6 protein-coding genes and 1 pseudogene are annotated in these 8,452 nt (G+C 71.2%); 4 read left to right on the forward strand and 3 right to left on the reverse strand.

Annotated elements, in window-relative coordinates; all coding sequences use genetic code 11:
* A pseudogene (metX, locus tag QZV97_RS19670) lies at nt 1-297 on the forward strand (homoserine O-acetyltransferase); the annotation flags it as partial.
* Complete coding sequence (metW, locus tag QZV97_RS19675) at nt 294-878, forward strand: methionine biosynthesis protein MetW (protein ID WP_295646809.1); 585 nt, start codon at nt 294-296, stop codon at nt 876-878. The pseudogene metX and the gene metW, both read left to right, overlap by 4 nt.
* 177 nt (nt 879-1,055) lie before the next feature.
* Here metW and QZV97_RS19680 read toward each other — a convergent pair whose 3' ends face one another.
* Complete coding sequence (locus tag QZV97_RS19680) at nt 1,056-2,657, reverse strand: amidase (protein WP_295646812.1); 1,602 nt, start codon at nt 2,655-2,657, stop codon at nt 1,056-1,058.
* A gap of 79 nt (nt 2,658-2,736) precedes the next feature.
* Between QZV97_RS19680 and QZV97_RS19685 the strand changes: the two genes are divergently transcribed.
* Together QZV97_RS19685 and QZV97_RS19690 are read left to right on the forward strand one after the other, a co-directional pair.
* Entirely contained in the window at nt 2,737-3,585 is an 849-nt protein-coding gene (locus tag QZV97_RS19685; protein WP_295646816.1) for an alpha/beta hydrolase, read from the forward strand.
* A gap of 178 nt (nt 3,586-3,763) precedes the next feature.
* On the forward strand, nt 3,764-4,570 hold the full coding sequence (locus tag QZV97_RS19690; protein WP_295646819.1) for an iron-containing redox enzyme family protein: 807 nt from the start codon (nt 3,764-3,766) through the stop codon (nt 4,568-4,570).
* 111 nt (nt 4,571-4,681) lie between these two features.
* Here the strand turns inward: QZV97_RS19690 and QZV97_RS19695 are convergent, their stop codons facing one another.
* Nucleotides 4,682-6,127: an efflux transporter outer membrane subunit gene (locus tag QZV97_RS19695; RefSeq protein WP_295646822.1), complete on the reverse strand. Its 1,446-nt coding sequence runs from the start codon at nt 6,125-6,127 to the stop codon at nt 4,682-4,684.
* 31 nt (nt 6,128-6,158) lie between these two features.
* A partial coding sequence (locus QZV97_RS19700; RefSeq protein ID WP_295646825.1) for an efflux RND transporter permease subunit occupies nt 6,159-8,452 on the reverse strand: 2,294 nt, incomplete at its 5' end.

Consider the following 8,452-nt stretch of genomic DNA (forward strand, 5'->3'; position numbering starts at 1 on the left):
AACACCTACCTGCTGATCACGCGCGCGCTCGACTATTTCGACCCGGCGCGCGAGCACGGCGGCGACCTGAGCCGCGCGCTCGCGGACGCGACCGCGAAGTTCCTGGTCATCAGCTTCACGACCGACTGGCGCTTCTCGCCGGAACGCTCGCGCGAGATCGTCAAGGCGCTGGTCGCGAACCGGTGCGACGTGAGCAGCGCCGAGATCGACGCCCCGCACGGGCACGACGCCTTCCTGATGGACGACCCGCGCTACCACGGGCTGCTGCGCAGCTACTTCGAGCGGATCACGACATGAGCGAGCGGAAGGACCTCGAGGTGATCGCGAGCCTGGTGCCGCCCGGCTCGCGCGTGCTGGACCTCGGCTGCGGCGATGGCGCGCTGCTGGCGCTGCTGCGCGACACCCGCGGCTGCAGCGGCTACGGCGTCGAGCTCGACGATGCGCAGCTGCAGCACTGCGTGAAGCGCGGCGTCAACGTCATCCAGCGCAACCTCGACGAGGGGCTGGCGATCTTCGGCGACGCCAGCTTCGACGTGGTACTGCAGCTCGACACGCTGACCAACCTGCACCGCACCGAAGACCTGCTGCGCGAGACGGTGCGCGTCGGCCGCATCGGCATCGTCAGCTTCCCGAACTTCGCGCACTGGCCGAACCGCCTGGCCATCCTGCGAGGCCGCATGCCGGTGACCAAGGCCCTGCCCTACCAGTGGTACGACACGCCGAACGTGCGTTTCGGCACCCACGCGGACTTCGAGGTGCTGGCGCGCAAGACCGGCCTGCGCGTGCTCGACAGCTTCGGCCTGCAGGACGGGCGCGTGGTGCGGCGCTGGCCCAATGTGCGGGCGAGTACGGCGGTGTTCAGAGTGGAAAGGGCTTGAGCGCTTGAGCGGGCCGAGGGCGAGGCGTGACCGGCTTCGTTCATGTCCCCCGACGCTTGCTGAACGCTCGCGTCTCCTCCTTCACTTCACTCCGCCGATCACGCCTCGCCCTCGGCTATTCACCGTTTGGTTCTGTCGTCCGATGCCCGCCGCGGCTTCGCTGCCCCGCTCGGAACCTCAGGCCCGCGGCGAAACGCTCGCAGCGAACGCCGGCGCCCGCCACGCCTTCGTCGCCTGCTCGTAGGCATAGCCCAGCTCGAACAGCTTCGCTTCGCTCCAGGCCGGACCGACGAAGCTCAGGCCTACCGGCAGGCCGCCGACGAAGCCCGCCGGCACCGTGAGGTGCGGGTAGCCGGCCACCGCGGCCGGGGTCGAGAAGCTGCCACCGTAGTGGTCGCCGTTGACGAAGTCGGTGAGCCAGGCCGGGCCGCCGGTCGGTGCGACCAGTGCATCGAGCTTGTGGCGGCGCAGCGCGGCATCGATGCCCTCGGTGCGCGACCAGCGCCGGTTGTTGGCCAGCGCTTCGCGGTAGGCGCGGCTCTTCAGGCCGCCCAGCGCCTGCGCGCGCACCAGCAGCTCCTGCGAGAAGTGCGGCATCTCCGCGGTGCGGTTGGCTTCGTTGAAGGCGATCACGTCGGCCAGCGAGCGTACCGGCGCGCCCTGGCCGAACTCGGCGAGGTAGGCGTCGAGGTCGGCCTTCAGTTCGTACAGCAGCACCGTGAGCTCGGTCTCGCCGTAGCGGTCGGCCGGCGGCAGCTGCACGTCGTCGACCAGCACCGCGCCGCGCTCGCGCAGCACCCGCAGCGCCTGCTCGTAGAGCGGGTCGACGCGGTCGTTGCCGCTGAAGGCGCTGCGCACGATGCCCAGGCGCGCGCCCTTCAGGCCGTCGACGTCGAGGTGGCGCGTGTAGTCGACGCGCAGCGGCGCCTTGCCGCTGGCGGCGTCGCGCGGGTCGGGGCCGGCCATCGCGCTCAGCAGCAGCGCGGCGTCGGCGACGCTGCGCGTCATCGGCCCGGCGGTGTCCTGGCTGTGCGAGATCGGCACGATGCCGTCGCGGCTGACCAGCCCGAGCGTCGGCTTGAAGCCGACCAGGCCGCAGGTCGACGCCGGCGAGACGATGGAGCCGTCGGTCTCGGTGCCCACCGCCAAAGGCACGAGGCCGGCCGCGACGGCGGCGCCCGAGCCGGAACTCGAGCCGCTGGTGTTGCGGTCCAGCGCGTGCGGGTTGCGCGTCAGGCCGCCGCGCGCGCTCCAGCCGCTGGTCGACCGGGTCGAGCGGATATTGGCCCACTCGCTGAGGTTGGTCTTGCCCAGGATCAGCGCGCCGGCCGCACGCAGCCGCGTCACCAGGTGCGCGTCGCGCGGCGCCTTCGCGCCGACCAGCGCCAGCGAGCCGGCGGTGGTCTGCATCGCGTCGGCGGTGGCGACGTTGTCCTTCAGCAGCACCGGGATGCCGTGCAGCGGCCCGCGCGGCCCGCGGTCGCGGCGCTCGGCGTCCAGCGCGGCCGCCAGGTCCAGGGCCTCGGGGTTGAGCTCGATCACCGAGCGCAGCATCGGGCCGTTGCGGTCGATGGCCTCGATGCGGGCGATGCAGGCGCGCGCCAGGCTCAGCACGTTCAGCGAGCCGGCCTGCATCTGGGCCTGCAGGTCGGCGACGCTCGCGTAGGCGAGCTCGTCGTTGCCGCCGGGCCGCGTGGCGGCGGCGGCCGTGGTGGCAGCGGCGGCGGTCGGCAGGGCGATGCCGCCGGCCAGGTGATGGATGAAGTGGCGACGCTGCATCGAAGGGACTCGTCCGTGCTTGGGCAATGAGGGGCTTGCGAGGATGCTAGCGGCCACTCGCCCACCCTAGACTGCTCGCATGCCCGCGCCCACCGACACGCTGACCGCCGCCGACGGCATCGCCCTGCACTGGCACCGCTGGCCGCGCGCCGGTGCGCACGGCCGCGTGCTGATCGTCCACGGCCTGGGCGAGCACGCAGGTCGCTACGCCCATGTGGCGGCGCACCTCAACGCGGCCGGCTACGACGTCCTGGCTTTCGACCAGCGCGGCCACGGCCTGTCGGGCGGGCCGCGCGGCGACGTGCCGGACGCGCAGGCGCGGCTGCAGGACGTGGCCCTGGCCATCGATGCGGCACGCGCGGGCTGGGCCGGACCGCTGGTGCTGCTGGGCCACAGCCTGGGTGGCCTGGTGGCGGCGCGCTTCGTCGCCGGAGGGCTGGAGTCGCCGCGGCCGGCCTGGGCGCGCGAGGTCGATGCGCTGCTGCTGTCGTCGCCGGCGCTGGACCCGGGCATGAGCGCGCTGCAGAAGCTGCTGCTGGCCGTCGCCGGCCGGCTGGCGCCGCACGTCGCGCTGGGCAACGGCCTGGACCCGGCCTGGATCTCGCGCGACCCGGCCGTGGTGGCCGCCTACCGGGCCGACCCGCTGGTGCACGACCGCGTGACCGCGGCGCTGGTGCAGTTCATCGTCGACGGCGGCGCGTTCGTCGAACGCACGGCTTCGCGCTGGACCACGCCGACGCTGCTGATGTGGGCCGGCGCCGATCGCTGCGTGGCCCCCGCCGGCAGTGCGCGCTTCGCGGCGGCGGCACCGGCGGCTGTCGTGCAGCACCGCGAGTTCGCGGGGCTGTCCCATGAGCTCTTCAACGAGCCGGAGAAGGCCGAGGTCCTGGCGCTGCTGACCGACTGGCTGGCGCAGCGCCTGCCCTGAGCCGCGGCCGACGCCGCGGCGTCAAGCACACAACTGCTTACCGGCGCAAGGGCTTTCGCGCCAATCCCCTCTGTAAGAAATGACAGATTGCTCAAAGTCAACCCCTTAGGTAAGGTGTCTTCGAGGGTGGGCCGTGAGGGGCGGCCGGATCCATCACCGGCAATCAGGAGGAATTTTCGTGAGCGACACATTCATCCGCGAGGGCGAGCTGACCGACATCCGCAGCTATCCCCGCTGGGCCCAGGACATGGTGGAAAGTTGTGCCGAGGTGCGCGCCAAGGTGGCCGAGCACGAGCTGTTCCACCACATGCGCGACGCCGCGCTCAACGACAGCCAGATCAGCACCTTTCTGGTCGGCGTGTGGCCGGTGATCGAGCAGTTTCCGCAGTACATGGCGCAGAACCTGCTGAAGGTGCAGTACGGCCGGGCGCGCGGCCACGACGAGGCGCGCCGCTACCTGATCCGCAACATCCGCGTCGAGCAGAACCACGCCGACCACTGGCTGAACTGGGCGCTGGCCAGCGGCGTCAGCGCCGGTGACCTGCTGCACGGCGAGGTGCCGCCCGAGACCCACGCGCTGGCGCACTGGTGCTGGCACACCTGCGAGCGCGACTCGCTGGCCGCCGGCATGGCTGCGACCAACTACGCGATCGAGGGCGTGACCGGCGACTGGTCGGCGCTGGTGTGCTCGAAGGACCTGTACGAGCAGTGCTTCGACGAGGACGTGCGCGCCAAGGCCATGAAGTGGCTGAGGCTGCACGCCAAGTACGACGACACCCATCCCTGGGAAGCGCTCGAGATCATCTGCCACGTGATGGGCACCAACCCGACGCAGCGCGGCGTGTCGCTGATCCGCTCGCGCGTGACGACCAGCTACGAGTACATGCGCCTCACGCTGGACCACTGCATGGACGCGCAGGAGATCGTGTCGCAGCCGATGCCGCTGATGTCGCTGGCGTACGACCAGGAAAGAAAGCGGGCTTAGGGCGGCGACAGGCGCCCCGGATCGCGCTGGCCGCCGCGGAGCCAGGCACGCGCGGTCTCAGGTGTCGAACGGAGAAGGCCGGCTTCACAGCCGGCCTTTCTCTTTGCGCCCTCAGCGTGAGCTGCTGACGGCCGTCGCCGGCGCGGCCCAGCCGCCGCCGAGTGCGCGGTAGACGCTGACCAGTGCCGTTGCGGTACCGACCTGCGCCTGCACCCACTGGTCGCGGTTGGACAGCACCTCGCGCTCGGCATCCAGCACCGCCAGGAAGTCGGTGACGCCGGCGTCGTAGCGCTGGCGCGCCAGCTGGGCCGCTTCCTCGGCGCTGCGCGCCGCCACGTCCAGGCGCTCGGCGCGCTGCGCGTTGCGGGTGTAGCTGCTGAAGGCGCCTTCGGTTTCCTCCAGCGCGGTCGCCACGGTCTGCTCGTAGCTCGCCAGGCTGGCCTGGGCGCGCGCTTCGGTCGCGGCGATGCGCGAGCGGATCTGCCCCAGGTCGAACGGCGTCCAGGTCAGGCCGACGCCGAGCGAATAGACGCCCGACTCGCTCTTGCCGAGGTTGCTCAAGGTCGCCGCGTTCAGGCCCAGCAGGCCCGACAGCGAGACGCGCGGGAACAGCTCGGACCTGGCGACGCCGATGTTGGCCGTGGCCGCGGCGAGCTGGCGCTCGGCCGCGATCAGGTCCGGGCGACGCTGCAGCCACTGTTCGGGCGTGCCCAGCGGCAGGGTCGAGAGGTCGGTCACCGGCAGACCCGGCAGCGGCGCCGGCGCCTGCAGTTCGGCCAGCAGCGCGCGCGGCGGCCGCGCGGTCAGCGTCGCGAGCCGGAACACCGTGCGCTCGATCGCCGCCTGCAGCGCCGGCAGCGCGGCCTCGGTGCCCGCGACCAGCGAGGTCGCGCGCGCCAGGTCGAGCTGGGTGCCGCGGCCGGCGTCCAGGCGCGCCTGCGTGATCTTCAGCGCCTCGCGCTGGTTGACCAGCGAGGCCTCGGTGACCTGCAGGCGCTGCTGCAGGCCGCGCAGCTCGAGGTAGTTGCGCGCCACCTCGGCCGCGACCGCCGTGTGCGCCGCGCCGATGCCGGCCTCGCCGGCCGCGACGAGCGCCGCCGCTGCCTCGCTGCCGCGCCGGTAGCGCCCGAAGAAGTCGAGCTCCCAGTTGGCGATGAAGCTGGCGTCGTAGACGGTGCCGGTGCGCTCGCTGCGCGACGCGCCGGGCTGCTGCGTGATCGGCCGCACCGAGCGCGTGACGTCGCTGCTCAGGCCCAGGCCGGGACGCGACAGGGCGTCGGCCTCGCCCTGGTTGGCGCGCGCCTCCTGCAGCCGCGCCTGGGCGATGCGCACGTCGCCGTTGGCGGCGAGCGCGCGATCGACCAGCGCGCTCAGTGTGGCGTCGTTGAAGCCGCGCCAGAAGCTCGCGATGTCGGCGGCGGTCGGCTGCGCGTTCGCGCTCGCCGCACCGGCCGCGATGAAGCCGGCGTCGAGCGTGCTCGCGGGTCGCTGGTAGTCGGGACCGACGGCGCAGCCGGCCAGCAGCAGCGCGGCGAGCAGGGGCGTGGTCTTCGTCATGAGGTTCCTCGTCGTCATCAGGCTGCTCCGCTCAGGCATCGCCGTCCCCGTCGACCTTCTGGCGCGGCGCATGGCTCAGGCTCCCGCCGCCGCCGTGCGGCGCCAGCGGCTTCGCCTTCTTCGCCTTGCCGCTGCGCAGCAGCATGTAGAACACCGGCGTCAGGAAGATGCCGAACAGCGTCACGCCGACCATCCCCGAGAACACCGCGATGCCCATCGCGCGCCGCATCTCGCTGCCGGCGCCGCTGCCGAAGATCAGCGGCAGCACGCCGGCGCAGAACGCGATCGAGGTCATCAGGATCGGCCGCAGCCGCATGCGGCAGGCGTGGATGATGGCGTCGAGCAGGGCCTCGCCGCGCTCCTCGAGCTCCTTCGCGAACTCGACGATCAGGATCGCGTTCTTGCACGCCAGCCCCACCAGCACCACCAGCGCCACCTGGGTGAATATGTTCAGGTCCCCGGGCTGCATGAAGGGCGGGAAGCTCGAGATCCACACGCCGGTCAGCGCCGACAGGATGCCCATCGGCACGATCATCACGATCACCATCGGCAGGCTCCAGCTCTCGTACTGCGCCGCCAGCACCAGGATCACCAGCAGCACCGAGATCGCCAGCACCGCCGCGAGGATCGGCACGGTCTTGTTGACGCCGGGCAGCGTGATGTCGCGCGTGAGCCGGTCCTGGTACGACAGCTCGGTCCACTCGTAGCTGATGCCGCGCGGCAGGCCCTTCAGCAGCTTCTCCATCTCGGCCTCGGCCTCGCCCGACGAGAAACCGAAGGCCGGCGAGCCGTTGATGTCGGCCGACGGGAAGCCGTTGTAGCGCGTGACGCGCGTCGGGCCGAAGGTCGGCTCGACCTTCATCAGCGCGCCCAGCGGCACCATCTCGCCGGCGGCGTTGCGCGTCTTCAGGTTGGTGATGGCCTCGGCGTCGGCGCGGTAGGGCGCGTCGGCCTGCACGATCACCTGGTAGGTCTTGCCGAACTTGGTGAAGTCGTTGACGTACAGCGACCCGAGGTTGATCTGCATCGTGTCGTAGATGTCGCCCAGCGCCACGCCCATCTGCTTGGCGCGCGTGCGGTCGACGTTGGCGTAGAGCTGCGGCACGTTGATGTCGTAGGTGGAGTAGGGCGTGCCGATCGGCGACTTGGGGTTGCCGTAGATCTGGCCCAGCGTGCCCCAGGCCGCGCCGAACAGCGCCTGCTCGCCCAGGCCGCCGCGGTCCTGCAGCTGCAGCTTGAAGCCGCCCGCCGTGCCCACGCCGTCGACGCCGGGCGGCGGCACGACGAACATGCGCGCGCCCTGGATCTGCTGGATCGCGCCGTTGACCTGGCCCAGGATCGCGTCCTTGCTGAGGTCGGGCGTGGTGCGCTCGTCGAAGGACTTCAGGCCGAAGAACACGATGCCCTCGTTGGGCGCCGCCGAGAAGCCGGCGATCGACAGGCCCGGGAAGGCGACCGAGTCGACGATGCCCGGCACCTTGAGCGCGATCTCGCTCATCTCGCGGATGACCTTGTCGGTGCGGTCGAGCGAGGCGCCGGCCGGCAGCTGGGCGATGCCGATCAGGTACTGCTTGTCGGGCGCCGGCACGAAACCGGCCGGCACGCGCGTGAAGACCAGCGCGGTCAGTACCAGCAGCACCGCGTAGACGATCATCGACACGGACTTGCGCTTGACGACCCCGGTCACGCCGCGACCGTAGCCTTCGCTGCGGCGGTGGAACCAGCCGTTGAACCAGCGGAAGAAGCCGCCGAAGAGCTTGTCCATGCCCCGGGTCAGCGGATCCTTCGGCGCATCGTGGCTGCGCAGCAGGAGGGCGCTGAGCGCCGGACTCAGGGTCAGCGAGTTGAAGGCCGAGATGACGGTCGAGATGGCGATCGTCACCGCGAACTGCTTGTAGAACTGCCCCGACAGGCCCGGCACGAAGGCCAGCGGCACGAACACCGCGCACAGCACCAGCGCGATCGCGATGATCGGGCCCGAGACCTCGCGCATCGCCTTGACGGTGGCGTCGTAGGGGTTCAGCCCGCTCTCGATGTTGCGCTCGACGTTCTCGACCACGACGATCGCGTCGTCGACCACGATGCCGATCGCCAGCACCAGGCCGAACAGCGTCAGCGTGTTGATCGAGTAGCCCAGCAGCAGCAGCACCGCGAAGGTGCCGACGATGGACACCGGCACGGCCAGCAGCGGGATGATGGAGGCGCGCCAGGTCTGCAGGAAGATGATGACGACCAGCACCACCAGCAGCACGGCCTCGAACAGCGTCTCGACGACCTTCTCGATCGAGGTCTGCACGAAGCGCGTCGGGTCGTAGACGATGGCGT

Source organism: uncultured Methylibium sp., from assembly GCF_902826655.1.
Lineage (GTDB): Bacteria > Pseudomonadota > Gammaproteobacteria > Burkholderiales > Burkholderiaceae_C > Methylibium.